Here is a 24,239-nt window from a genome sequence, read left to right as displayed (position 1 = left end):
CGACTGAGCGGCCCTCAGGTGCGCGGGCCCCGCCAGGACCCCCTCAGGACTCCCGACCCCGTCAGGTCTTCCGCAGCTCCGGTGCCGGCACCCCGATCAGCAGCCGCCGGACGGCGTCCCACGAGGCCCGCAGCGCGGCGGCGCAGGCGCGGGTGTCGGAGTCGAGCAGCCGCAGCCAGGCCCCGCTGTCCTGCGGCAGCACGCTGACCCCGTACAGCAGGCCGCGGTCGGCCAGGGCCTCGTGCAGCGCGTCGGCGATCCGGGCGGCGGGCGCGAGCGGGCTGAGCACGTAGAGGCTGGACATCACGTCGTGGCCGCCGAGTACGGCGGGGCCGGTGACACCGGCCCCGGCGGGCTCCAGCCGGACGGTGTCCAGGGCCACCAACTCGCCGTCGGGGCGCCGCACTTCGAGGTCGGAGGCGAAGACCTGGTAGGCGTTGCGCTCGCCCCGGGCGAGGCGGCCGGCGAGGACGGTCTCCCCGGCCAGGACGGTCGCCCCCGGGTCCACGGTGAGCACCGTGCGCTGGTAGAGGCGCGAGTCGACGAAGGGGATCACCGGCTCGGGCAGGTACTCCACGTAGGCGCCGGGCCCGGCCTCCAGATTGACCAGCTGCGTCGCGTAGTCGTACTCCATCCGGTAGACCTTGGTGGCCGCCTGGGTGGTCAGGTGGACCGCCGTGTCGGCCCCGCAGCGGATGTCGGTGCGCAGCCGGTCGGCCTGGAGGATGCCGCCGCCGGTGGACATCAGCAGGGTGACGGCGAGGTCGGGGCGGGCCGGGTCGAAGTACAGCGGGCGCATGATCTGCAGCGGCGACTTCTGGTAGTGGCCGGTGAGTTCGGTGCGCCCGCCGATCCGCTCGAAGGCCAGCTCCAGCAGCCCGACCTTGCCGGGGCGCCCGACCGCGAGGGTGTCGGGCGTCCCGGCGTGCCGCCGGACCAGGTGCGGGACCCGGGCCGGCTCGTAGTGCCGGGGGTCGAGCCGGGGCACCGGCCGTTCCCCCTCGGGCGCGCGCGCAGCCACCGTCATGCCGGGACCTTGCGGAAGGTCTCCAGGAAGGTCGCGATCTCCTCCAGCCCCTCCCCCGTCAGGCAGTTGGTGAGCACCACCGGCCCGCCCTCGCGGACCCGCCGGGCGTCGGACTCCATGACGCCGAGGTCGGCGCGCACGTACTGGGCGATGTCGATCTTGTTGATGACCAGCAGCTCCGACTCGGTGATGCCCGGGCCGCGCTTGCGGGGCATCTTCTCGCCCTCGGCGGTGTCGAGGACGAACAGGAAGAGGTCGACCAGCACCGGGCTGAACGTCAGGGTCAGGTTGTCGCCGCCGGACTCGTACAGCAGGGTGTCGACGTCGGGGAAGCGCTCCAGCATCTCGGCCCCGGCGGCCAGGTTCATGGTCGGGTCGTCGCGCACGGCGGTGTGCGGGCAGGCGCCGGTCTCGACGCCGACCACCCGCTCCGGGTCGAGCACTCCGGCGAGGGTGCGACGGACGTGCTGGGCGTCCTCCTGGGTGTAGATGTCGTTGGTGATGACCGCCGGGCGGTGGCCGCGCTCGATCAGCACCGGCACCAGCGCCTCGATGAGCGCCGTCTTGCCGGAGCCGACCGGGCCGCCGATGCCCACCCGGAGCACGTTCTCGGTCATGGTGTCCCTCCGTTCGTAGGTGTGTTCAGCTCGCGAAGAGCCGGGCCTCGGCCCGTTCGTGCCGTCCGGACATCGCGTCCGCGACCGGCACGCAGCCGCCGAGGTCCGCCAACTCCCGTACCAGCGCGTCCGCCACCACCTCGCGGATGACCGGGGCGGCGGACCGCAGCACCACCTGCGCCTTGCGGTGGTCGGTCAGCCGCAGCCGCAGCGCGGCGCCGACGAAGCTGGTGCAGAAGGCGAACAGGTCGCTGGCGACGGCCTGGTGGACCGGGACGGCGGCCGAGGCGTGGGCGACCCCGGCGGCCACCGCCTGGCAGCCGGGGGCACGCTTGTCGGCCACCAGGGCGGCGTACCGCTCCAGCGGCTCGCCGCCCACCGACTCCCGTGCGATGTCCAGGAGTTGGCGCCCGGTGCGGGTCGCGGCCAGCCGCAGCTCGCGGTTGAGCTTGGTGGCGTGCAGCCGCCGGTCGATCTCGGCGAGCAGCTCCCAGTCCCCGGCGGTGGCGGCCCGGTGGGCCAGGGCGAGCGCCGTGGCGTCGGCCGGTCCGACGCTGTGCCGCAGCAGGTCGGTGAGCAGCCCGGGCATGGTGTCGGCGGTGACGGCCTTGGCCTGGGCGTAGCCCTCCAGTCCGTGCGAGAGGGTGTAGAAGCCGCTGGGGAAGGCGGAGTCGGTCAGCTGGAGGCTGACCAGCAGGGCGTCCAGCCCCGCGTCGGCAGGGCCCGCGTCGGCGGGCCCTGGATCGGTGCCGCTCACGCGAGGTAGAACAGGTGGTTGAGCGGCAGTTCGCGGGCCGGCTCGATGGTCGCGGGCTCGCCGTCCAGGGTGACCTTGTACGTCTCCGGGTCGACCGCGATCTTCGGCAGCGCGTCGTTGCGCACCATGTGCTGCTTGCCGACCGAGCGGCAGTGCCGCACCGGCAGTACCCGGCTGTCCAGCCCCAGCCGGGCCGGCACCCCGAGGTCGACGGCGGCCTGGGACATGAAGGTGATCCGGGTGGCCTGCTTGGCCCGCCCGAACGCCCCGTACATGGGCCGGTAGTAGACCGGCTGCGGGGTGGGCAGCGAGGCGTTGGGGTCGCCCATCAGCGCCCAGTTGATGAGGCCGCCCTTGATGACCAGCTTGGGCTTGGCACCGAAGGAGTTGATCGGCCACAGCACGATGTCGGCGAGCTTGCCGGGCTCCAGCGAACCGATGTGCTCGGCGGTGCCGGAGGCGATGGCCGGGTTGATGGTGAGCTTGGCGAGGTAGCGCAGCACCCGGAAGTTGTCGTTGCGCTCGCTGTCGCCGGCCAGCTTGCCGCGCTGCGCCTTGCAGTGGTGGGCGGTCTGGAAGGCGCGGGTGAAGGACTCCCCGATCCGGCCCATGGCCTGCGAGTCGGAGGAGAAGATCGAGATGACGCCCTCGTCGTGCAGCACGGTCTCGGCGGCGATGGTCTCGGCGCGCACCCGGGAGTCGGCGAAGGAGACGTCCTCGGGGATGTCGTGGCTGAGGTGGTGGCAGACCATCACCATGTCGAGCAGCTCGTCCACCGAGTTGACGGTGTAGGGCAGGGTCGGGTTGGTGGAGGACGGCAGCACGTTGGGCTCGCCGGCGATCCGCATGATGTCGGGGGCGTGGCCGCCGCCCGCGCCCTCGGTGTGGAAGGTGTGGATGGTGCGGCCGTCGATCGCGGACAGGGTGTCCTCGAAGAAGCCGGACTCGTTGAGGGTGTCGGTGTGGATGGCCACCTGCACGTCGTACTCGTCGGCGACGCGCAGCGCGCTGTCGATGGCCGCCGGGGTGCTGCCCCAGTCCTCGTGCACCTTGAGCCCGCACACCCCGGCCTCGACCTGCTCGCGCAGCGCGCCCGGCAGCGAGCCGTTGCCCTTGCCGAGCAGGCCGACGTTGACCGGGAGGTCCTCGACCGCCTGGTACATCCGCCCGATGTTCCACGGGCCGGGGGTACAGGTGGTGCCGTTGGTGCCGTCGGAGGGGCCGGTGCCGCCGCCGATCAGGGTGGTGATGCCGTTGCTCAGCGCCTCCTGGGCCTGCTGCGGGGCGATGAAGTGGATGTGGGTGTCGACGCCGCCGGCGGTGGCGATCAGGTGCTCGCCGGAGATCACCTCGGTGCCGGGGCCGATCACCAGCTTGGGGTGCACCCCGCTCTGGGTGTGCGGGTTGCCGGCCTTGCCGACGGCGGTGATGAAGCCGTCCTTGACGCCGATGTCGCCCTTGACCACGCCGAGCACCGGGTCCAGCACGACGACGTTGGTGATCACCAGGTCGAGCGCGCCCTGCACCGAGGTGGCGGCCGGGTCCTGGGCCATGCCGTCGCGGATGCCCTTGCCGCCGCCGTAGACGGCCTCGTCGCCGTAGTGGCCCTGGTTGAAGTCCTGTTCGACCTCGACCACGAGGTTGGTGTCGGCCAGGTGGAAGCGGTCACCGACGGTGGGGCCGAAGAGGTCGGTGTACTGCTTGCGGGACAGCATGGCCATCAGCGGTCGCCCTCCGAGTGGGTCCGGGTGTGGAAGTCCCTGCCGTGCAGGTCGTCGTCCTTGAGGTCGAGGGTGGTGCCCTTGAAGCCGCGGGCGATGGCCCGGTCGATGGCCCGGGCACGGGTGTCGCGCGCGGTGGTGCCGCCGTCCACCAGGTTGCTGAAACCGACCAGTCGGCGGTGCCCGCCGAACTCGGCCAGGGTGACGTCCTTGGTGTCGCCCGGCTCGAAGCGGACGGCGGTGCCGGACGGGATGTCGAGGTGCTTGCCGAAGGCGGCGTTGCGGTCGAAGTCGAGGGCGCGGTTGGCCTCGAAGAAGTGGTAGTGGGAACCGACCTGGATCGCGCGGTCGCCCGTGTTGCTGACCGTGATCGTGGCCTTGGCTCGGCCGGCGTTGATCTCCACCGGGTCGTCGCCGTACAGGTATGCGGCGCCACCGGACATGGCTGGCCTTCCTCTCTGCCCGTTCAGTGGGGGGTGTGTGCAGGTGCAGATGCTGGTGCGTGGGGGTGGGGGTGGTGCCCGTGGTCGTGGTGCCCGTGGTCGTGGTGCGGGCCGCCCGGGCCGTGGCTGTGGGCGTAGCCGTGTCCGTGCTCGGCGTCGAGGCCGGCCAGGATGCCGTCCTCGCCGTGGCCCAGCAGGTGCAGCGCCGCCGCCGTGCGGGCCGCGACCACGCCGGCGATCGCGGACGGGCGCAGCAGCGGGCCGCCGTCCCGGACGTCCTCCCCGGTCAGGGCGGGGATCGGGCCGACGGGCAGGGCCGGTCCGAAGGAGGCCGGGACGGCCGTGACCCGCGCGGCGCCGAGCAGCCGGCAGCGTTCGACGCCCTCGGCCGGGTCGGGGTCGCCGCCCGTGAAGGCGACCTCGACCCGGTGGTGGCGCCCGTACTGGCGGACCAGCCGGGCGATCCGGAACAGTTCGGCGTCCTCGAAGGGCCCGGCCGCCGGGGCGGTGACCAGGACGGCGTCCCCGTCGTCGGCCGCGCCCGCGGCGGCGCGCAGCCAGCCGATCAGGTGCTCGGCGGCGCCGAAGGGTGGGGTGAGCGCGAGCCGTCCGCGGCCCTCGCCGGCGGCGAGCCAGCGCAGGGCGCGGGCGGTGTCGGCGATCAGCTTCGGGTCGCGGCCGAGGGTCATCGGGACGACGCACACCGGCCCGTCCCCGGCCGCCAGGGCGGACCGGACGGCTTCGGCGAGTGGACGCCCGGCGGCGGCCGCCGCGTGCACGGCGTACCCGTGTACGGCGTACCCGTGCGCGGGGTGGCCCTGCCCGCTATGGCCCTGCCCGTGCCCGACCAGGGCGGCCAGGTCGCGGCCGCCGTCGCTCTCGTGCCCGCCCGCGAGGACGACCGTGGCGGGCTGTGGTGCGGTCATGGGTCAGGCACCGACCGGGTCGTGACAGGAGACCAGCTTGGTGCCGTCCAGGAAGGCGGCCTCGACCTGGAGCAGCGGCAGCATCTCGCGGACGCCGGGCATGACCTCGGCGTTGCTGACGACCTGCTTGCCGATCTCCATGCACTCGGCGACGGTACGGCCGTCCCGGGCCCCCTCCATGATGGCCTCGCTGATCAGCGCGCAGGCCTCGCTGTAGTTGAGCTTGACGCCGCGGTCGCGGCGTTTGCGGGCCAGATCGGCCACGACGTAGATGTAGAGCTTGTCCATCTCACGCGGGGAGAGGTTCATCGGAACCACTTCTCCTTTCCGAGAATCCGACGAAATGCAAGTCATGGGAATTGCAGGGGAGTTGGCCGACGGAATATCAGGTTAGGGCGACTACGGGTTCAGATCCGACGCAGCCGGGGAATCGCCGGCACCGCCGCCAGGAACAGCAGGGTGGTCAGGACGAACGGCCACGTTAAGGCGTGGCCGCCGAACGGCGCGGTGACCGCGTCGAGCGCCGGGGTCAGGACGGTGGCGGCCGCCGCGCCGAGCGCGGCGTAGGCCGCGCTCCAGCCGTCCGGGGCGACGAACACCCCGCACAGCGCCAGTGCCACCAGCACGCCGCTGTAGCCGAGCAGCCCCTGCCCGACGGCCCTGGCCGGCGCCCCTGACGCCCAGGCGGTGAGCAGTCCGGTGGCGCTGCCGACGCAGGCCATCAGCCCGGCGAGCCGGCCGGCCGCGAACAGCCCGGCCAGGAACAGCAGGCCGACGTACCACTGGGGCATGAGGAAGACCTGGCCGATGTTGGCGAAGAACCCCTGCCAGAGCTGTTCCCAGCTCAGACCGGTGCCGTCGGTGGCCGGTACGGGCGGCGCGGCCGGGCCGCCACCCTCCGGCCGCAGCCGCCGGAACCTGGGCGCGGCCACCGTGACGGCGGTCGCGACCAGGCAGAACGGCGCAGTCAGCGCGGGCAGTCCGCGCCCCTCCAGCAGCGCCCCGAGCCCGGCGGTCACCACTACGGCGACCACCGCACCGAGCACCGCGACCACGACCGTGGCCGGGTGGCCCGGGTCGAGGAACACCGCGCAGGCGAGCGCCACCAGGCACCCGTTGTACCCGGCCAGTCCCGCCTCGACGGTGTCCCGCCGCAGCCGGAGGCCGTACCCGGCGGCGGTGGAGACGGCGCTGCCCAGCAGGCCGTAGAGGCCGTACTGCCGGCCCGCGGCGAACAGTGCGACGACGAAGAGGAGTCCGCACACGGCGGACGGCATGAAATTGACCTGGGCGACACCGCGCAGGACTTCGACGACAAACTTGACGGATATCGGACGGACAGCCGGCCGAGCCCCTTCCGGGACTCCTTCCCCACCCTTCTGCAGACCCATACGGCGCACCAATTCCCCGGTACGGCCGAGGGGGCTCGGGAGATTGCTCGGGAGCCCGTTCGGCGATTCGTTGGGGAACCGTACTCCTGCGGATTGCGGAGCGGGATGGGCGCAATGGGTCACGCCAAGTCGACGGTGGGTGACGACAGGGCCGCTGAGCTGCAACATTCTGTTGAAATCAACGCCCGGCGGAGTGGCCGGAGGGCGCAATTCTTTGCGAAGTTTTACTCGCCCTCGACAAACACCAGAATATGACCATGCCAAGTAGTTCTTGACAAATTCTGCTGATCCCGGCAATACGGACAGCGAAAACTGTGAGAATGCTGTGAAACGCCGGGCGGATGTGACGGAAGTGTGGTCGGATCGGGGCGTCGGCGCACACGGTTCCGATCAGGCCGTCGCCGGTGCCCCGCCGCCGAGGTGGCGCAGCAGGAAGCCCTCCGAGGCCGCCGCCTCGAACCCGGGCACCGCCAGATGGCCCCCGGGATTGGCGTACAGCGTCTTCTCCCGCGAACCCAGCGCCCCGTACAACGCCAACGCGCCCTCGCGCGGCTGGAGTTCGTCGTCCCACTGGAGGACGAACTCCACCGGCACGGTCACCCGCCCGGCCGCCTCCGCCAGCGCGGCGTTCCCCGCCAGGCCGAACACCGCGGCCACGATGCGGGGTTCGGCCGCCGCGAGCGGGACACCGATCACCGTGCCGAGCGACAACCCCCAGTAGCCGACCGGCCCCAGGCCCTCCCCCGCCGCGCCCGCCAGGGCGTCCAGCACCGCCCGCCACTCCGGCACGGCCCGCTCCGCGAGCGCCGCCGTGTGCCGCGCCACCCACGCGCTGACCGGACGCCCGGCCGCCAGCAACTGCCCGATCTCGGTGGCGAACCGCTCGTCCTGCGCGGTGCGCGCCCGCTCGCCGTGCCCGGGCGCGTCGATCGCCACCGACGCCCACCCGTACCGCCGCGCGCAGCGCAGCGCCCGCTCCCGCGGCCCCCACCGGTCCTGCCCGCCCCCGTGCCCGAGCAGCACCAGCGGTCGCCCGCCGGGGCCGGACGGGCCGTCGTGGCCGGGCGGGCCGTCGGGGCCGCCCCGGCCGGGCGGGCCGTCGGGACCGGAGCCGTCCGGCTGCCAGAGCACGCCGGGCACGCCGTCGAGGACGAAACGGCGTTCCAGGACGCCGTCCGAGCTGGTCTCCGAGGTGAAGTGCACCTGTCCATGATGGCCCCCGACACCCGTTCGAGTCCGGCCTTTCCGCCCCCTGGCCGATACTCACCGGAGCCGCCCCGGCCCTCACCGCCGCACACGCACGACCGCGCCGCTACCGACCCGTCGAGGCCTCCCGCAGGAAGTCCGTCAGCAGTGCCGTCACCTCCGCCGGGCGCTCCAGGCTCGGCAGGTGGCCGGCCCAGGGCAGTTCGAGGTGGCGGACGTACCGGGAGTTCGGCAGCAGGCCGGGCAGCTCGGCGGCTATCGCACGGTAGTCCGGCAGGTCGTGGGCGCCCGCGACGGCCAGGGTCGGGGCGGTGATCCGGGCGAGGTCGGTCTCCTCCTGCTCCGGCCCGCCCGTCGCCTCCCACTGCACCTCGAAGTTGTGGCGCTGCATCCGGCGGACGAACGCGCGGGTCTCCTCGTCGGCCTCCGGGCCCAGCCAGGTACGGACGTTGAGCTCGACGGCGCCGTCGATGTCGTCCGCCTCCACCAGCGCCTCCTCCTCGGCCCCGAAGGCCCGCAGGGCCTCGGAGGGCTGGTGGCCCGGCCGGCCCGCGCCGAGCAGGGCCAGGGCCGTGACCGCCTGCGGGCGCAGCGCCGCCACCGTCAGTGCCGTCCGCCCGCCGTACGAGGCGCCGACCACCGCGGTGGACTCGATGCCCAGGTGGTCGAGCAGGGCGAGCACGTCGGCGGCGGCGGCGTACGGCCCGTCGGCGAGCGGGGTGTCGCCGAAGCCGCGGAAGTCGCAGCGGACGACACGGTGGCCGGCGTCGAGCAGGGCCTGCCACTGCCCGTCCCACATCCGCCGGTCGCACACCGCGGAGTGCAGCAGCAGAACGGCCGGTCCGGCACCTGAATCGTCGTGAGAGAGGATCATGCGGCGGATGGTAGCCGTGGGAAGGGTGGGCCGCGAACCGTTTCTCCGGCGAACCGTTTCTCCGGCGAACCGTTTCTCCGGGGAACCGTTTCGCCGGGGAGTAAGCGCTTCCGACCCCGCGTGGGCTCTTGGTGGGTGAGGAGGTGCTCATGGGAGAACCGAAGAGCGCACGGGACGAGGAGTTCCAGACGTTCGTCGTCGCGGCCTGGCCACGGCTGGTGCGGACGGCGTTTCTGCTGGCCGCGAGCAGTACGCGGCCGAGGACCTGGTGCAGTCGGCGGCGGAACAGGCCTGCGCGGCCTGGTCGAAGGTGCGCCGGGCCGACGATCCGTACGCCTACGTGCGGCGGATCCTGGTGAACCAGCACGCCCGTCGCTGGCGCCGCCGGCCGCCGGAGCTGCTGGTCGACGCGGTGCCGGACGCGGCGGGACGGGAGGACGGCTTCGCCCGCTCCGACCAGCGCGGCGCGCTGCTGGCCGCGCTCGCCACCCTACCGCCGCGCCAGCGCGAGGCGGTGGTGCTGCGCTACTGGGAGGACCTGAGCGACAGCCAGACGGCACTGGCGATGGGCTGCTCGGTGGGCGCGGTGCGCAGCCACGCGGCGAAGGGCATCGGGAAGCTGCGGCAGGTCCCGGCGCTGGTGGAACCGATGGACAGGACTGAGATCGGAGGGGCGGTATGACCATGGAGAACCCGGGAGCGGGCAAGGACGCCGATCTGTGGGTCGGGCTGGGCCTGGCCGAGGCGGCCTCGACCGCGCGGATCGGACCGGTGCCGGTGGCGGACATCGTGGCGGGCGGTCGGCGGATCCGGCGCCGCCGCCGGACGGCGGTCGGCGCCGTGGCACTGGCCTCGGCGGTGCTGCTGGCGGGCGGGGCGATCAGCCAGCTGCGGCCGGCCCCGGCCGCCTCCCAGCCGCTGGTCGCCGCGGGTACCGGCCACGGCACCGGCACCGGCGGCCCGCCGACCCCCACGGCGGGCACGCCCACCACCCCGGCCGCACGGGACCCGTTCACCCCGCTCCGGGTGGTGATCGGGCAGGGCACCACGGCGGACGGCAAGGAGTGGAAGCTGTGGCGGGCGGTGTGGCCGACGGCGCCCAAGGACCGGGCGTACGAGCAGGCCCTCGCCGTGTGGCAGGAGCGCAGCCCGTACGACACGGCGGTGAGCAAGCCCACCCCGGAGTACGTCGACCGGTACTACAACGCCGACTCCGACGTCATCAACACCTACTTCACGGTCGACGGGGTCCGGCAGAGCCACGACTCCGAAGGCATCACCCCCGCCCCCGGCAAGCTCGACCCCCGCGACGGCAGGTACATCGGCGGCGGCCTGCAGGGCGCCCGCGGCAAGGGCGACACCGTGGCGCCGGGCGACATCGTCGCGCTTGGCCTCGGCCCGGACATCGCCCGGGTGAAGGTCACCTGGAAGGACGGGAGCGTCACCGAGCCGACCATCGTCACCGTGGGTGACCTGCCGCTGCGCGAGGTCGTGGTGGCCCGGCCGGCGGGCAAGACGGCCAAGCTGTGGGAGTACTTCGACCGGAACGGCGCCAAGGTCCCGGACTCGGGGTCGCAGTTCCTGACCTCCTGAGTCGTGGCGTCCTGCCGTCCCGGCGTCCTTCCGTCCCGGCGTCCTGAACTCCCGGCGTCCTGAACTCCTGGTCCCGCCCGGCGTCGTCAGGCCAGCAGCAGCTTCGCCGCCACCTCGGCCCCGTCCGTGCGGACCTCGCGTGCGAGCGCCGTCGCCCGTGCGGCGACCTTCGGGGCCAGCGCCGCCCGGAGCGCGTCGGTCAGCGAATCGACGGTGGGGACGGCGCCCTCGTGGGCCACGCCGATCCCCAACTCGGCGACGCGGCCCGCCCAGTAGGGCTGGTCGACCATCTGCGGGACCACCACCTGCGGGGCCCCGGCCAGGGCGGCCGCAGTGGTGGTGCCCGCGCCACCGTGGTGGACGGCGGCGGCGATCCGGGGGAACAGCGCCTGCTGGTTGACCTCGCCGACGGCGAAGCAGTCGCCCCCGCCGTCGGCGAGGGCCAGCTCCGCCCAGCCCCGGGCGAGCACCACCCGCCGCCCCAGGGCCCGCGCGGCCGTCACCGCGTCGCGTGCCGCGTCGGGGGCGCCGCCCATGGGCATGCTGCCGAAGCCCACGTACACCGGGGCCTCGCCGGCGTCCAGGAAGGCGGCCAGCCCGGCGGGCAGCGGGCGGTGGTCGGGCAGCAGCCAGGCCCCTGTCCGGACGACCGTGCTCCCGGCGAACTCCGGCCACGGGCCCAGGAGTTGGTCGGTGGCCAGCCAGGGGCTGTCGGTGAGGACGTGGTCGCGCACATTGTCCACGGCGGGCAGGCCCACCGAGGCACGATGGGCGTTGACCGGCTCACGGAACAGCGCGTTCATGGTGCGGATGTTGTCCTGCCACAGCTCCCGGTTGTCCGTCACCCCCGGCAGGTACGGGTGGCCCGGGTACTCGAACGGCGGGTGGTGCGGGGAGGGCAGCATGGTCGGCTGGAGGGCGACGTAGCGGAAGCGGGCGCCGACCGTCTCGGCCGCCGCCTGGGCGCCGGCCACCGCCGGGAAGAGCCCGGTGGCCACAACCGTGTCCCCCGGCCCGGCGGTCGCCGCGACGGCCTCATGGAACTGCCCGACCATCGTGGCCACCCGGCGGGGGAAGTCCCCGGGCGCGGGCGGCGCCCCCTTCACGGCCGCCCGCACGGCCGCCTTCACGGCCGGCCCGACCGGCACCAGCTCGACCCCGTCGACGGCCAGCCGCCGGGCGAACTCCTCGTCCGGCGGCGCGCACACCCGCACCGGCACGCCGAGTTCCCGCAGTTTCACCGCGAGTCCCGCCAGCGGCTGGACGTCACCGCGCGAACCATAGGTGGACAGCACCACTCGCATCCTGACATGCCTCCCGTTCTCCCCAGGGGCCCCGCCCTGGAGTTGGAGATTCTGCGGCACGACCGGGGCCTTGCGGCAAGGCCCCTCGTGCGCTATAGGTTGAAAGTGGCGGGGAGCGCGTGCGGTCATCCGCGCAGGACCCCCACCACCTCCCCGACCAACTGCCGCGCCCGCTCCACCGTCGCGGTCAGTGCCGCTGGGGTCTCCCCGGCGGAGCCGAGCAGTTGACGCACCCGTGCGTCGAAGTCCGCTGGCACACCGTCGAGTTGACCGGCGACGGCCAGCGCGCCCTTCTCGTTGAGGCACCAGCGGCGGTCCCGCGCGTACAGCGCCTGCACCAGCACGCCGACCGCCCGGGAGAGGCAGAGCGAGACGTACAGCACGTCGCCCCGCTCCGCTCCCTTCGCCGCCGCGCCGACCAGGAACTCCGCCTCCCAGGCCCCGGCCGTCAGGGCCGCGCGCAGCGGCTCGGGATAGTCCGCGGCCTGGGCCCGGAGGCCGGCCAACTCCCCTGTCGGGTCGGCGAGTACGCGACCGAGCGCAAGCTCCCCGACGTAGCAGGGCGACCAGAACCCGAGCGGGTGCCCGGCCTGCACGCCGACCTCGTAGCGGCCCGCGCGACAGTCGGCCCACACCCGCTCGACCCGGTCGAGGTCCCGCAGGATCCAGTCCACGGCGACCCCGTCGACCCGCAGCCACGCCCCGCCGTTCACCCACGGCCCCCAGCCGCCGGGCCCGGCGACCTCGACCCCTGGGCCCGCCAGCTCCCCCAGGGCCGCGAGGTCGAGGTCGCCGCGGTAGTAGACGCCGAGGTCCCAGTCGGACTCCGGTCGGTGCTCCCCGCGCGCCCGGCTGCCGCCGAGCATCACCCCCACCACGCCCGGGACTTCGGCCAGTCGGGCCGCCATGTGCGCGATGTGCTCGGTGATCGGCTGCATGGCGGGAATTCTCGCGCATCCACGGCGGCCGGGCCGGCGCATTTCGGGCCCGGCGCGGCCTCTCCCCTAGGCCTCCTCAGTACCCGACGGTGAACCGCCGCTGGACGAAGCGCGGCAGTTCCGCCTCGTCCACCAGCGCGACGGCGGCGTCCTCCGCCGAGATCCGGCTCATCCCGTCCGCGTCCAGCACCGGCTGGTCGCCGCCGACCCGGAACCGGCCGGTGCGCTCACCAGGGCCGATCTGCTCGGCGGGGCTGAAATACGTCCAGAGCCGGTTCGATGCGCGCAGGACGTCCAGCGCCTCGCGGTGGCCGCGCACGGCTGCCGCGTACTCGCGCGGGAGGCCGAGTTCGTCGAGGGAGGCGTGGACGAGCTCGTCGCGGTCGGCGCGGACGACGCCCGGTTCGAGCTCCAGGCTGCCGGCGCCGCCGATGACGATCAGCCGGGTGCGCGGGTGGCTCTCCAGGGCCTTGAGCAGGGCCCTGGCGGCAGCGGCGTAGACGGTCGGGTCGGCGATGGAGCGCCGGACGGTGTCCGCAAAGTCCTTCGAGGCGTTGCCCGGCTGGTAGCCGCTGATCAGGACGTCCATACCGGGCAGGACGGCGGCGATGCCCGCCGGGTCGAGGACGTCGAGGCTCGACCAGGTCAGGTGCTCGCGCCGGTCGGTGATCGCCGCCGCATCGCGACTGAACGCCGTGACGCGGTGTCCGCGCCCGAGGGCCTCGGTGACGACCCGACTGCCGATGGTCCCGGTGGCTCCGATGACGCCGATGTGCATGGTTCTCCCCTGGTTCATGCGTGGTCATGGTGGCTGGACGGCGCGGGAAACCCCAGGGATCCTCACGCCGTGCGAAAACTATACGGCGTGAAGTTTCTGAACGGCAATCAGGAAGGTGACGGCGTAGAGCCGCACGGTAGAGTGAGCCCGTGGCAGCCACCCGAAGCACCGGACGACGCGAGCGACTGCGGGCCGAGACGACCGCCGAGATCAAGCTCACCGCCCTGGACCTGATGCGCTCCGGCGGCCCGGACGCGATCACCCTGCGGGCCATCGCCCGCGAGATGGGCATGACCGCCAACGCCATCTACGGCTACTTCGCCACCCGCGACGACCTGGTCACCGCCCTCATCGCGGACGTCTACACCGCGCTCGCCGACGCCGTCGACACCGCCTGGGCCGACTCGGCCCGCCGGGCCCCTGCCGAACGCATCACGGCCTGGGCGCACGCCTTCCGCGACTGGGCGCTCACCAACCCCGAGGGCTTCCGACTCATCTACGGCGACCCCGTCCCCGGCTACCAGGCCCCGGCGGGCGGCCCCGCACCGGACGCCGCCCGACGGGTCTGCGTCGGCATCGCCGCGCTCGCGGACGCGGCCCGGGCCGGCACCGAACCGGCCCCCGACGAGTCCGGGTTCACCTGGGACGACTTCGACCCGGGCCTGCTCCACAAGGTCCGCCCGGCCTTCCCCGACCTACCCCCCGCCGGAGTCGCCCTGGCCCTGCGGATCTGGGGCCACCTGCACGGCCTGATCACCCTGGAGGTCTACGGCCACCTGCGCGCCCAGACCTTCGCGCCGGACAAGCTGTTCCGCTCCGAACTCGACCAGCTGGTACGGACCTTGAACCTCGGCCGCTAGGACGGGATCCAGTGGGAGTGGTTGCCGAAGGAGCTCGGCTTCGGCTCCGGCATGACCTGCTGGCGCCGGCTCCGAGACTGGCACGAGATCGACGGCTCGCACCGCCGGGCCCGTCGCGGCGGCCCAGAACGGGACCGGGCCCGGTCGACCGGTCTCGGCCGGGCTCGAAACACCACGTGATCACGGACGGTCGCGGCGCGCCGCCGGCGATCACCCTGACCGGCGGCAACCGCCACGACGTGACCCAACTGCCGCCACTGCTGGACGCGATCCCCCGCATCCACGAAAAGACCGGTCGGCCACGTCATCGGCCGAGGCAGTTGTTCGCCGACTGGGGCTACGACTTCGACAAGCTTCGACAAGACCGCCGCCTGCTCTGGAAGCGGGGTATCAAGCCGGTGATCGCCCGCCGGGGAGTGCCGCACGGCTCCGGCCTCGGAGCCGTGCGGTGGGTCGAGCGAACCAATGCCTGGTTGCACGGCTTCCGACGCCTACGGATCCGCCGGGACATCCGCGACGACATCCACGAGGCCTTCCGCAAACTGGCCCGACCTCCGACTGTCCGGCCGTCAGGCCCGGACGGTCGGGCCCGGCCGTGAACACGGCGGCGGGGAAGGCCCGTCGCGTCAGGAGGCGGCCGTTGTGCGAGCGGCGGACGCTCCCGCCCCGCCCCCGGCCAGGCGGGCGGCCACGCCCCCGGCCAGGCGGGCGGCCAGGTCCTCGGCCAGGCGGGCGGGGTGGCCCCGGCGGCGGCGGGAGAGGGCGAGGCCGAGGTGGCGGCGGGGGCCGGGTTCGGCGAGGGGGAGAGCGACCAGGTCGGGGTGCGGGGCGAGGCCGATCTCGGGGATGAGGGCGATGCCGATCCCGCCGCGGACGAGGGACTGGGCGAACTCGTAGTCGGTGGCGGTGCAGGAGATCCGCAGCTCGACGCCGGCCAGGGCGGCGTGGTGGGCGAGCTGGCCGGCGGACTTGCGGCAGCCCAGGATCCAGCGCTGGTCGGCGAGTTCGGCCAGGTGCGGCGGTTCGGGACGGTCCCGGTAGCGGATCGCGGCGGGGTGCCGGACGGGCAGGACGACCCGGAGCGGGTCCGCGCCGAGCGGGGTCCAGTCCAGGCCGGAGCGGTCGCCGGGGCGGCTGGGCGGCGGCCCGTCGAGGTGGTAGGCGAGGGCGAGGTCGGCTCGGCCTTCGCGGACGGCGGGCAGGCTCTCCTCCGGTTCGGCCTCCAGGACGGTGAGTTCCACCTCGGGGTGGTCGGCGGCGAAGGCGGCGAGTGCCGCGGGCAGCAGGCGGCGGCCGCCGCTGGCGAAGGTGGCGATGGTCAGGGCGGTCCGTTCGGCGGTCAGCCGGTCGATCCGCTGCCGGGTGTCGGCGAGTTCGGCGGCGATCGCGTCGGCGGCCTCGACCAGCAGGCGGCCCGCGTCGGTGAGGGTGACGCCCCGGGTGGAGCGCTCCACGACGGGCGCGCCGAGGCCGCGCTCCAGTGCGGCGACCTGCTGGGAGACGGCCGAGGGCGTGCAGTGCAGGGTCTGCGCCGCCTGGTTGAAGCTGCCGCGGCGGGCGACCTCGCGCAGTACGGCCAGCCGCTGGACGTCGATCAACAGTTCTCCTTATGACGAGGGCTCCAGGTCGACACTACTGCTGTCGTCCGGCTCACGGCAGGCTGACCACCGGAGCCGGCCCGCAGAGGTGCGGGGCGGCGCGGCACAGGGACGGCACGGGGACGGCACGGTACGAACCGGGCCCGGCAGAGGGGATCGAGACGGTGGACGTGTGCGTGATCGGCGGGAGCCGGTACTTCGGGAGGCAGTTGATCGAGGAGCTCCGCGACGCGGGCGCGGCGGTGACGGTGGTCAACCGCGGCTCGGCCCCCGCCCCGTACGGCGTGACCCACCTGCGCGCCGACCGCGACGACGAGGCCGCGCTGAACGCCGCGCTCGGCGACCGGCGCTTCGACGCCGTGGTGGACCAGGTCTGCTACACGCCCGTCCAGGCGGCCGCCGCCGCGCGGGTGTTCGCCGACCGCACCCCGCGCTACCTGCTCACCTCCACCGTCGAGGTCTACGCCCACCTCGGCCGCCCCGGCGGCGCACCGCTGCCGGAGCCCGCGCTCGACCTGTCGGCCGAGCGGGTGGACCTGCAACTTCCCTGGTCCGAGCCGGGGTTCCTGGCGGCCCACTACGCCGAGGGCAAGCGCCAGGCGGAGGCCCTGCTCACCCGGCTGGCACCCTTCGAGCTGGTCACCGTCCGCACCGCGCACGTCCTCGGCGGCGCCGACTTCACCGGGCGGCTGGCGCACTACGTGGAGCGGATCGGACGCGGCCTGCCGGTGGCCGTGCACCCGTCGCCGCAGCGCGCGTCCTTCGTCCACGCGCCGGAGATCGCCCGGTTCCTGGCCTGGGCCGCGCGGGCGGACTTCACCGGTCCGGTCAACGCGGCCTCCCCGGAGGCCCTGGACGTACGGGAGTTGTGCGAGGTCGTCGGCCAGGTGGTCGGCCTGGAGCCGGAGTTGACCGTCGCCGACGCGGGCGGGCACCACTCTCCGTTCTCCTTCGACCGCTGCTACGCGATGGACACCGGCCGGTCGGCCCACCAGGGCTTCCGCTTCTCCCCCGTCACCGACTGGCTGCCCCAGGCCGTCAAGGAGGCCCGCGCATGACCACGATCCCCGCAACTCCCGCCACCCGCCGGGTCGGTGGCATCAGCGTCGGCGCGATCGGCCTCGGCGCGATGCCACTGTCGGTCGAGGGGCGCCCGGCCGACGAGCATGCCGTCGCCACCGTGCACGCCGCCCTGGACGCGGGCGTGACGCTGATCGACACCGCCGACTCCTACCACTGGCACGCGGACGAGGTCGGCCACAACGAGCGCCTGGTCGCCCGCGCCCTCGCCGCGTACGGCGGCGGCACGGACGACGTCCTGGTGGCGACCAAGGGCGGGCGGGGGCGCCCCGGCGACGGCAGCTGGACGGTCGACGGCGACCCGCGCCACCTGCGCCGGGCCGCCCGGGCCTCGGCCGCACGGCTGGGCGTAGAGGCCATCGGCCTCTACCAGCTGCACAAGCCGGACCCGGCGGTGCCCTTCGCCGAGTCGGTCGGCGCGCTGCGCGAGCTGGTGGACGCGGGGACGATCCGGCTGGTCGGCGTCTCCAACGTGGACTGTGCGCAGATCCGCACCGCCCGGGACATCCTCGGCCCGCACCTGGTCTCCGTGCAGAACCGTTTCTCCCCGGCGTACACCGCCACCCGCGACACCCTCGACCTGTGCACCGAACTCGGCCTGGCCTTCCTCCCCTGGAGCCCCCTCGGCGGCATCTCCGCCAGCGCCGTCGACGATCCGGGGGCCGCCGCACCGGCGACCGACACCCCGTTCCAAACCCTCGCCCGCGCCCGGGGCGTCAGCCCCCAGCAGGTCTGCCTGGCCTGGCACCTCGCCCAGTCCCCCGCCGTCCTGCCGATCCCCGGCGCCCGCCGCCCCGCCTCCATCCGCGACTCCGCCGCCGCGGCCGGGCTCGTGCTGACGGCCGAGGAACTGGCGACACTGCACCTGTAGTCGCACACACTGCAGCCGTAGTGCCGGACGGGAGGTCGTCCGGGCGCGAAATATCCGCTGGTGATCCACGATCGCGCCCGGTAGGACTGGGCGGCATGTCGCACAACCTCGTCTTCCCGCTGCTCCGGACCCCCGACCTCGACGCCGTCTTCGACCTCGCCGACCGGCTCCTCGCACTCGGCGCCGTCGCCGAATCCGAGCGGATCGACGGAACCGAGCTCTGGGCCAGAGTCCCGACCAGGACGGCACTCAAGCAACTGCTGGAAGCCGTCCCGGAGGCCCGCGTCCACGAGGGGATCCGGAAGTCCGCGGAGACGCCGGAGGACGCCCCCGTACCGCCCGAGGACGACTACGGCGCCTATCTCGAACTCCCCACCCCCCAGCACGCCCGCGCTGCCACCCACGCGGCACTGCGCGTCCACGACCGCCTCCAGGTCCACTGGAACGACCTCTGCTGGCCGGCCGTGCCCGCACTCGGGCTGTCGTGGACCCGGAGACACGCCCACCTCCAGGTCAACACCCATCACGAGGCCGAGGGCCTCGACCACCCGTGGACGCCGCACCACATGCTCTACCTCCACGCGGGCGACGACCGCCACGCCGAGTGGCTGGCAGCCCAGGTCGGCGCGACCCTCATCGGCGAGCCGTACATCCACTGACCCCGACCAGCCACGGGCCCCGGCGGGTCAGGCGCTCAGGCCTCCGCCTCCGCCTCCGACTCCATGGCGGCCCGCTCGGCCGCGCTGCGGAGCACGCAGAACTCGTTGCCCTCGGGGTCGGCGAGCACGGCCCACCCGGCACCGTCCGGCTCGCGGCGGTCGGCGACGAGGGTGGCGCCGAGTGCCAGCAGCCGTGCCACCTCCTGGTCGCGCGGGCCCTCCGGGCGCAGGCACAGGTGGAGGCGGTTCTTGACCGTCTTGGGCTCGGGCACCTGGCTGAAATACAGCACCGGCCCCTCCGTGAGCATCACCGCCACCTCCTCGTCCCCGGGCTTGTCCTCCGGGCCGAGCGGTCGGCCCGTCACCTCGCTCCAGAAGCGGGCCAGCTCATAGGCGTTGGCGCAGTCGATCGCCACGTTCTGCAATACCGAGACCATGCGCCCGAGCCTCCCCGATTCCCGCACCGGCCGCCACCGGGTTCCCGCGATGCTCCGCACACCCGGCGACGGCCCCCGGGGCGCACCCGGGGCGGCCACGGGGCGGCCACGGGAACCATCCGGCCGGGTACCAGGTCCTGTACGGAGTGACTCCAGAAGCAGCAGCCCAGAACCCGCCGGCCCGCCCCCACGCCAACCACGCCAACCAGGCCAACCACGCCAACCAGGCCAACCAGATCAACCGCAGGCGGCTGCTGTTGAGCGCCGCGGGCGGCATCGGCGCGCTGGCCGTCGCGGGCGGGGCCCGCTGGTGGGCGGGCCGGGACGCCGAGCACGGCCCCCGGCTCTGGAGCACGACCGCCGCGACCGGGCGGGTCCTGCTGGCCGACGGCCCGCGGCAGGGCCTCTACGTCTCCGGGTACGACGGCACCCTGCACGCACTCGACCCGCGCACCGGCGCCGTCCGCTGGAGCCGGGTGGTCGACTCGCCCACCCCGGACACCGACGGCATGGGCGGCCGTCCGTCGGCGACGGGCGACGGCGCGGTGTACACGGCCGCCTCGACCGGACTGCGGGCGCTGGACGCCGCCACCGGTGAGGTCCGCTGGCAGGTGCCGGTGCCGGAGTGGGCCGAGCTGCCCGTCGGGCAGGAGCCGCTCGCCGCCGGTGGCGGCGGCGTGTTCGCGGTCCACGGGGGTGCGCTCCACGCCTACGACCCGGCCACCGGCACGGAGCGCTGGAGCACGACGTCGGGCGCCGGGGGCTTCCTGGCCGCGGACGGCGACGCCGTGTACACCGGCGGGGCAGCGGCCCGCGCCTTCGACGCGCGCACCGGCGAGCAGCGTTGGGTGCAGGAGACCGTCCCCGGCGTCAACAGCACCCCCGTCGTCCACCGGGGCGCCGTTCTGCTCACGTACCCCGGCGGGACCGCGACCACCACGTGGGTCTGCTCCCTGGAGGCGGCCACCGGCCGGGTGCGCTGGCAGCGCATGCAGCGCGGCGCGAGCGACCGCCCGCTGTCGGCCGCGGACGGAACGGTCTGCTTCCTCAGCGGGACGCAGCTGGTCGGGATGGACACAGAGAGCGGCGAGCCGCGCTGGACGGCCACCGTGACGTTGGGCCTGGGCCGCGGGCAGAGCTCGATGCTCGCCGCGAACGGCACCGCGTACGTCGGCACCAACGACGACCGGCTGTTCGCCTTCGACCTCGCCACCGGCAGCCCGCGCTGGCAGGACGCCCCGGACAACCTCCGCTCCGACACCGGGTACACCCGTGTCTCGCTGGCCGCCGCCGGTTCCACCGTCTACCGCAGCAGCCGCACCGGCCTCCACGCCCTGGGCACCCTGACCTGAGGCGCCCCCGGCACGTCGTGGCGATCGACCTCCATGACGCCTCGTCACATCGACCGCGCACCGGACGCGCCCCCAAGGGGTGTCTGGAACCGGGTGTAGTGGTCTGGTCAGAGGCCGTTGGTGAACAGCAGTTTGTTCGGGCTGTTGCTGCTCAGGTTCCGGACGATGTCCTTGGTGGACACGTCGTCCAGGAAGTCGGTGACCTCGGCCGGGAGCGCGTCGGGGTGCTTGGACTTGTAAAGGGCGGCGACTCCGGCGACGTGCGCTGCGGCCATCGAGGTGCCGTCGAGTGCGATGCTGCCGCCGCCGAGCTTCGCGGAGACGATGTCCTTCCCGGGGGCGTAGAGGTCGAGGCAGTCGCCCCAGTTGGAGAAGTCGGTCTCCTCGTCGAAGCGGTTGGTGGCGCCGACCGTGAACACCCGGGCGGCGGAGGCGGGTGAGACGCCGCAGGCGTCCCTGTTGTCGTTGCCGGCCTCGACGATCGGCAGGACGCCCCGGTCGGACACGGCCGTGGCGGCGGCATTGAGCGACTCCAGTCGGTCGCCGCTGAGGGAAGCGTTCAGGACAGCCGGCTGTTTGGCGTTGCGGGCCACCCAGTCGAAGCCCGCGATGACGCCCGACCAGGCGCCGCGTGAGTCGCAGTCCAGGACCCGAACGCTGACCAGGTTCACCTTCCGTGCGACGCCAGAGGCTGTACCGCCGACCGTACCGGCGACGTGTGTGCCGTGGCCGTTGCAGTCCGCGCCGTTGCGGCCGTCACCGATCGCGTCGAAACCCGCCCGCGCGCGGCCTCCGAAATCGGGGTGCTTGAAGTCGATGCCGGTGTCGACGATGTAGGCGGTCACGCCCTGAGCGCTGGCGCGCGCGGAGAAGTCGTTGTCGAGCGGCAGGAAGCGTTGGTCGATCCGGTCCAGTCCCCAGGACTGGGCCGGTGACCTCTGCAGGCTCCCGGGCGAGGAGACGGACCTGCCGGTCGCCCAGCCGTCTTCCTGCACCGATTCCACTCCGGGGGCCTTCCGGACGGCTTCGAGCTGCGTCGGGGTAAGGGCCGCGGCGAACCCGTTGACCGCGGAGGTGTAGGTGAACGTCGGCCTCAGCCCCATAAGCCCGGTGAGCTTCCTCGAATCGAGGGACTTGCCGAGGGTGACGATGTACCGGCCGGGAATGGCGTCCGCGGACCTCAGCAGCGGAGCCGGGGACGGTGCAGGTGCTGATGCCGCTGCGGAGCCGGCTGCCACGGGGATCAGGGCGAGAGCGGCGGCAGCAGTCAACTGCGCGGCCATGACGAACAGACGCAAGGAGATCTCCCTGGATTGGAACGGAGGGACGGGCTGAGCAGCGACCGGAACCGGTGGCCCCAGGCCACGGCCCTTGCACTGCATCGGACCGGCCACCGAAACGACTTGAGCCATCTGCCGCCGCGTGGCCCAGGTCATGGATCAGGACCACTCCCGCTGCGGAAACGATCACTCCCACCGGCACCATGCGCAGCACCCCAGCACGGCCGCCGCCGCGAAATCACCCGTACGCCTGACTCCCACGGCACTCTGCTGCCCGGACCGCATTCGAACAGGCCGGGAGACGGACGCCTCCCGACGTCAGGTTCTGGCTCAACTTCCGTGAGATGGCGCCGCACACGGCTGCGGCAGGCCCGGGAGCAGGCCGCTGACCTGCTGGTCGGCTGGCGCTGGCGAGACTGGCCGCTGGACCACCACGGAAGTTGGGCATGCCGACCGTTGACCCGTCCCCGGAGGCCGACCCGACTACTTGCTGAGCGGGCCCGCCGGCCAGGAGTGTGCGCGGTGGCCTGTGAGGACGGAGCGCGGAGCCGCCGCGGGGGGAGGCAAGGACGACGGCGCAGTGTGGGTGTCGCAGCAGGGACCGCAGGGCCTGGTCGAGCGGATGGAACACCACCAGGACGCGATCTACCTGGCGGCGATGGCCGCCGGCGGGCTGCGCACGATCTGACGCGGATGTTCCTCATCCCCTCGGTCGTGTACCTGGGTCAGGACGAGGAGGCAGACGGCACGGCGTAAGCAGCCGACGGGACTTCTTGGTGGAGCTTCCGGCTGATGTCACCCGACCGGGTGAACGGTGTGGATCTTGCCTCGTCTCGTCGGGGTCGGGCGGACAGGGTGGGGGGCACGTAGTCCAGGTTGAAGAGGAAGGACATCGAATGAAGGCCAACGTCGGCGACACGATCCTGCTCCCGAGCAGGATCCCGGGCCAGACCGATAACAGCGCCGAGATCATCGAGGTGCGTGGCGAGGACGGCGCACCTCCCTACCTGGTCCGCTACCCCAACGGGCACACCGCGTTGGTCATGCCGGGACCGGACGCCGTGATCGCCAGCTGAGCAGGCTCCCCGCCCCTCGAGATCCTCGAGATCCTCGACCGGCAGGATCGCGTGGTGAAGTTCCGGGCGACCAAGCACCCGGATGAGAACGGGTGCTGGAACCCGATGGCTGTCACCAACGTCGCGGGGCTGTCGGAGGACGGCCCGCACGGCCGCGGGCCTCGACCGTGCGGGGCCGACAGCATGCCCGGGACTGTGGCCGTCGGCCGGTCTTACGGTGGCAGTAGCCCTCCGGCCGCCCGCCCCCGCAGCAGTTATCGCGTTCCGGCACAGTCCGGGTGCTCCGCCGGGCGGCCCTTGACGGTTGCGACGCGCGTCGGCGCGGGCCGGTCCTCGAAGCGCCGGAGTAGGTTCCGCCGGAGGCGAGCGATGTCCGGAGCGACGAACGACGGAGGTTGGGCACGGTGGCGACGTACGTACTGATCCACGGCGCGGCGGCGGACTCCTGGTACTGGGGGCCACTGGCCGCCGAGTTGCGCGACCGGGGCCATGACGTGATCGCGCCGGACCTGCCGTGCGAGGACGAGTCCGCCGGGCTCGCCGAGTACGCGGACGCGGTGGTCGGGGCAATCGGCGACCTGACCGAACTCGTCGTCGTGGCGCACTCGTTCGGCGGTTTCACCGGGCCGCTAGTGTGCGCGCGGGTCCCGGTGGATCTGCTGGTCATGCTCCAGGCCCAGATCCCGGCCCCCGGCGAGACGCCCGGCGCATGGTGGGACAACACCGGGTACGGAGCGGCCCGGCAGGAGGCCGACCGGCGGCGGGGCGTTCCCGAGGGCACCGAGGAGGACCCGGTCACCCTCTACCTGCACGACACCCCGGCGCCCCTCGCGGCCGAACTGATGGCGGAGCATCAGCGGACCCAGGCGGCGCAGCCGTTCGGCGAACCGTGGCCGCTGGATGCCTGGCCGCAGGTGCCGACCAAGGCCCTGCTGTCCGCCGGTGACCGCTTCTTCCCGGTGGAGTTCATGCGGCGGGTGACGGTCGAGCGGCTCGGCATCGAGCCGGACGAGCTGCCCGGCGACCACATGCCGATGCTCGGCCACCCGAAGGAACTGGCCGAGCGCTTGGAGGCATACCGCGCCGCGCGGTAGCAGCCCTGGCGCGCGGGAGGAGTGGGAAGTCGGTGGGGCCGACTTCCCACTCCTCGTGGTTCACGGGCGCGAGGTGCCGGAGGTCCGGCTATGGCGGGGTTCAGTTGGCATCGGGGGCGGCATCGGCATCGGTGAGGTCGAGTTCGGCCCAGACGGTCTTGGCGTTGGGGTGACGGGGGATGGTGCCCCAGCGGTCGCTGAGGGCGTTGATGAGGAGCAGGCCCCGGCCGGACTGGGCGTGCGGCGTGGGGATGACGGGGAGGACGGGGAGGACGGGGGGCCTGTCGCCCCTGGGGTCGCTGATCTCGATGCGAAGGGTGGTGCCCCGGCGCGCGGTGGTGGTGAGGGAGAGGTGCA

At 73.5% G+C, this 24,239-nt stretch carries 25 protein-coding genes and 2 pseudogenes; 10 read left to right on the top strand and 17 right to left on the bottom strand.

Annotated features, from left to right (window positions below; translation table 11 throughout):
• Nucleotides 1-61: 61 nt before the first annotated feature.
• From AB0F71_RS29160 to AB0F71_RS29115, 10 genes are all read right to left on the bottom strand, one after another.
• Complete coding sequence (locus AB0F71_RS29160; protein ID WP_360240220.1) at nt 62-1,027, bottom strand: urease accessory protein UreD; 966 nt, start codon at nt 1,025-1,027, stop codon at nt 62-64.
• Complete coding sequence (gene ureG, locus AB0F71_RS29155) at nt 1,024-1,644, bottom strand: urease accessory protein UreG (RefSeq protein WP_360240217.1); 621 nt, start codon at nt 1,642-1,644, stop codon at nt 1,024-1,026. The genes AB0F71_RS29160 and ureG overlap by 4 nt, the downstream gene beginning before the upstream one ends.
• Nucleotides 1,645-1,669: 25 nt before the next feature.
• Entirely contained in the window at nt 1,670-2,401 is a 732-nt protein-coding gene (locus tag AB0F71_RS29150) for an urease accessory UreF family protein (RefSeq protein ID WP_360240214.1), read from the bottom strand.
• Nucleotides 2,398-4,122, bottom strand: a complete 1,725-nt coding sequence (gene ureC, locus AB0F71_RS29145) for an urease subunit alpha (RefSeq protein ID WP_360240211.1) — start codon at nt 4,120-4,122, stop codon at nt 2,398-2,400. Before ureC ends, AB0F71_RS29150 begins: the two co-directional genes overlap by 4 nt.
• Entirely contained in the window at nt 4,122-4,565 is a 444-nt protein-coding gene (locus tag AB0F71_RS29140) for an urease subunit beta (protein ID WP_360240208.1), read from the bottom strand. Before AB0F71_RS29140 ends, ureC begins: the two co-directional genes overlap by 1 nt.
• A gap of 23 nt (nt 4,566-4,588) precedes the next feature.
• Nucleotides 4,589-5,491, bottom strand: a complete 903-nt coding sequence (locus tag AB0F71_RS29135; protein ID WP_360240205.1) for a cobalamin biosynthesis protein CbiX — start codon at nt 5,489-5,491, stop codon at nt 4,589-4,591.
• Nucleotides 5,492-5,494: 3 nt separating this feature from the next.
• Nucleotides 5,495-5,800, bottom strand: coding sequence for an urease subunit gamma (locus AB0F71_RS29130; protein WP_188310190.1), 306 nt, complete (start codon nt 5,798-5,800; stop codon nt 5,495-5,497).
• 98 nt (nt 5,801-5,898) lie between these two features.
• On the bottom strand, nt 5,899-6,795 hold the full coding sequence (locus AB0F71_RS29125; protein ID WP_360240364.1) for an urea transporter: 897 nt from the start codon (nt 6,793-6,795) through the stop codon (nt 5,899-5,901).
• A 477-nt stretch (nt 6,796-7,272) separates the two neighbouring features.
• Nucleotides 7,273-8,085, bottom strand: coding sequence for an alpha/beta hydrolase (locus AB0F71_RS29120; protein WP_360240202.1), 813 nt, complete (start codon nt 8,083-8,085; stop codon nt 7,273-7,275).
• 109 nt (nt 8,086-8,194) lie between these two features.
• The gene (locus AB0F71_RS29115) at nt 8,195-8,962 is read right to left on the bottom strand and encodes an alpha/beta hydrolase (protein WP_360240199.1); all 768 of its coding nucleotides are present in this window, start codon (nt 8,960-8,962) and stop codon (nt 8,195-8,197) included.
• A 149-nt stretch (nt 8,963-9,111) separates the two neighbouring features.
• On the opposite strand from AB0F71_RS29115, the pseudogene AB0F71_RS29110 reads away from it, so the two are divergent.
• Nucleotides 9,112-9,644 (top strand): annotated as a pseudogene (locus tag AB0F71_RS29110) (SigE family RNA polymerase sigma factor).
• A complete protein-coding gene (locus tag AB0F71_RS29105; protein ID WP_360240196.1) occupies nt 9,641-10,555 on the top strand; it encodes a hypothetical protein in 915 nt (304 codons plus the stop codon). Before AB0F71_RS29110 ends, AB0F71_RS29105 begins: the two are co-directional and overlap by 4 nt.
• Nucleotides 10,556-10,641: 86 nt before the next feature.
• On the opposite strand, the gene AB0F71_RS29100 is transcribed toward AB0F71_RS29105, so the two are convergent.
• The 3 genes from AB0F71_RS29100 to AB0F71_RS29090 form a co-directional block, all read right to left on the bottom strand.
• Nucleotides 10,642-11,859 carry a glycosyltransferase gene (locus AB0F71_RS29100; RefSeq protein WP_360240193.1) on the bottom strand — a complete coding sequence of 406 codons (1,218 nt, stop codon included), beginning with the start codon at nt 11,857-11,859 and terminating at the stop codon, nt 10,642-10,644.
• A 125-nt stretch (nt 11,860-11,984) separates the two neighbouring features.
• Complete coding sequence (locus AB0F71_RS29095; RefSeq protein WP_360240190.1) at nt 11,985-12,797, bottom strand: nucleotidyltransferase domain-containing protein; 813 nt, start codon at nt 12,795-12,797, stop codon at nt 11,985-11,987.
• Nucleotides 12,798-12,873: 76 nt separating this feature from the next.
• A complete protein-coding gene (locus AB0F71_RS29090; protein ID WP_360240187.1) occupies nt 12,874-13,593 on the bottom strand; it encodes an NAD(P)H-binding protein in 720 nt (239 codons plus the stop codon).
• 131 nt (nt 13,594-13,724) lie between these two features.
• Between AB0F71_RS29090 and AB0F71_RS29085 the strand changes: the two genes are divergently transcribed.
• Nucleotides 13,725-14,435, top strand: coding sequence for a TetR/AcrR family transcriptional regulator (locus tag AB0F71_RS29085; RefSeq protein ID WP_360240184.1), 711 nt, complete (start codon nt 13,725-13,727; stop codon nt 14,433-14,435).
• Nucleotides 14,436-14,438: 3 nt separating this feature from the next.
• Nucleotides 14,439-15,034: pseudogene (locus tag AB0F71_RS29080) on the top strand (transposase); the annotation flags it as partial.
• 27 nt (nt 15,035-15,061) lie between these two features.
• Here the strand turns inward: AB0F71_RS29080 and AB0F71_RS29075 are convergent.
• The gene (locus tag AB0F71_RS29075) at nt 15,062-16,033 is read right to left on the bottom strand and encodes a LysR family transcriptional regulator (protein WP_360240181.1); all 972 of its coding nucleotides are present in this window, start codon (nt 16,031-16,033) and stop codon (nt 15,062-15,064) included.
• Between the two features lie 164 nt (nt 16,034-16,197).
• Here AB0F71_RS29075 and AB0F71_RS29070 point away from each other — a divergent pair, with 164 nt between their 5' ends.
• The 3 genes from AB0F71_RS29070 to AB0F71_RS29060 all read left to right on the top strand — a co-directional run bounded on the left by AB0F71_RS29070 (nt 16,198) and on the right by AB0F71_RS29060 (nt 18,643).
• Complete coding sequence (locus AB0F71_RS29070; protein WP_360240178.1) at nt 16,198-17,091, top strand: NAD-dependent epimerase/dehydratase family protein; 894 nt, start codon at nt 16,198-16,200, stop codon at nt 17,089-17,091.
• The gene (locus tag AB0F71_RS29065) at nt 17,088-17,984 is read left to right on the top strand and encodes an aldo/keto reductase (protein WP_360240174.1); all 897 of its coding nucleotides are present in this window, start codon (nt 17,088-17,090) and stop codon (nt 17,982-17,984) included. Before AB0F71_RS29070 ends, AB0F71_RS29065 begins: the two co-directional genes overlap by 4 nt.
• A gap of 95 nt (nt 17,985-18,079) precedes the next feature.
• A complete protein-coding gene (locus AB0F71_RS29060; protein ID WP_360240171.1) occupies nt 18,080-18,643 on the top strand; it encodes a hypothetical protein in 564 nt (187 codons plus the stop codon).
• 35 nt (nt 18,644-18,678) lie between these two features.
• On the opposite strand, the gene AB0F71_RS29055 is transcribed toward AB0F71_RS29060, so the two are convergent.
• On the bottom strand, nt 18,679-19,080 hold the full coding sequence (locus AB0F71_RS29055; RefSeq protein ID WP_360240168.1) for a VOC family protein: 402 nt from the start codon (nt 19,078-19,080) through the stop codon (nt 18,679-18,681).
• Nucleotides 19,081-19,226: 146 nt separating this feature from the next.
• Here AB0F71_RS29055 and AB0F71_RS29050 point away from each other — a divergent pair, with 146 nt between their 5' ends.
• Nucleotides 19,227-20,432, top strand: coding sequence for a PQQ-binding-like beta-propeller repeat protein (locus AB0F71_RS29050; protein ID WP_360240165.1), 1,206 nt, complete (start codon nt 19,227-19,229; stop codon nt 20,430-20,432).
• Nucleotides 20,433-20,539: 107 nt separating this feature from the next.
• Here AB0F71_RS29050 and AB0F71_RS29045 read toward each other — a convergent pair whose 3' ends face one another.
• Complete coding sequence (locus tag AB0F71_RS29045; protein WP_360240162.1) at nt 20,540-21,730, bottom strand: S8 family peptidase; 1,191 nt, start codon at nt 21,728-21,730, stop codon at nt 20,540-20,542.
• A gap of 878 nt (nt 21,731-22,608) precedes the next feature.
• On the opposite strand from AB0F71_RS29045, the gene AB0F71_RS29040 reads away from it, so the two are divergent.
• A complete protein-coding gene (locus AB0F71_RS29040) occupies nt 22,609-22,788 on the top strand; it encodes a DUF1918 domain-containing protein (protein WP_360240159.1) in 180 nt (59 codons plus the stop codon).
• A 404-nt stretch (nt 22,789-23,192) separates the two neighbouring features.
• Complete coding sequence (locus AB0F71_RS29035; protein ID WP_360240156.1) at nt 23,193-23,882, top strand: alpha/beta hydrolase; 690 nt, start codon at nt 23,193-23,195, stop codon at nt 23,880-23,882.
• Nucleotides 23,883-23,982: 100 nt separating this feature from the next.
• Here AB0F71_RS29035 and AB0F71_RS29030 read toward each other — a convergent pair.
• Nucleotides 23,983-24,239, bottom strand: a 257-nt coding sequence (locus AB0F71_RS29030) for an ATP-binding protein (RefSeq protein ID WP_360240153.1), incomplete at its 5' end; no start/stop codon positions are given.

Source organism: Kitasatospora sp. NPDC028055 (genome assembly GCF_040637885.1).
Lineage (GTDB): Bacteria > Actinomycetota > Actinomycetes > Streptomycetales > Streptomycetaceae > Kitasatospora.
Note: the sequence above shows the minus strand (reverse complement) of the source record. Positions and strands in the feature narration are given on the sequence as shown.